Source organism: Neisseria sp. P0022.S010 (assembly GCF_051956635.1).
On sequence record NZ_JBQCXF010000860.1, the window covers coordinates 1 to 478 of the forward strand.

Annotated in this window: 1 protein-coding gene; it reads right to left on the bottom strand. The window is 54.2% G+C overall.

Annotated features, from left to right (window positions below; all coding sequences use genetic code 11):
• Window positions 1-89: 89 nt before the first annotated feature.
• Window positions 90-478 (bottom strand): type III pantothenate kinase (locus ACTHUT_RS21805; RefSeq protein ID WP_440419903.1); only part of this gene is annotated, 389 nt, incomplete at its 5' end.

Sequence of the window (478 nt, forward strand, 5' to 3'; positions counted from 1 at the left end):
TGTGTCCGATAGGCAACCATGCTGCCAAAAACAATGATGTTGAGTGCGACCAAGACCGCAAACAGCCATTTCATGATGCGTTTTCCTTTTTATTGTCCGTTGCGATGGGCAATCCAATGCAAGAGCCCGTGAATCACGAGATTATCGACGATTTTCACTTGATTGTCATGAACGAATGACTCCGGCAGCGCCTGCACGACTCTGGCCGCGCCGCCGCCCGTGATAATAATATCGACCGGTTTGCCCCCGCCCGTTTTGTCTTTCAGACGGCCATGCATCATCATCAGCGCGCCACAAACGGCATCCATCATGCCGCTGGCAATGGCGTTCGGCGTTGTGGTCGGGAACGGATATACCTTGCCGATGGGGCGGTTGAGGTTGGCGGTTTTGAGCGCCATCGCCTCTTTCATCAAGTGGAAACCGGGCATGATGGTGCCGCCGAGATAATGATTGTCTTCCGTCAGCGCGTCGGTGGTTA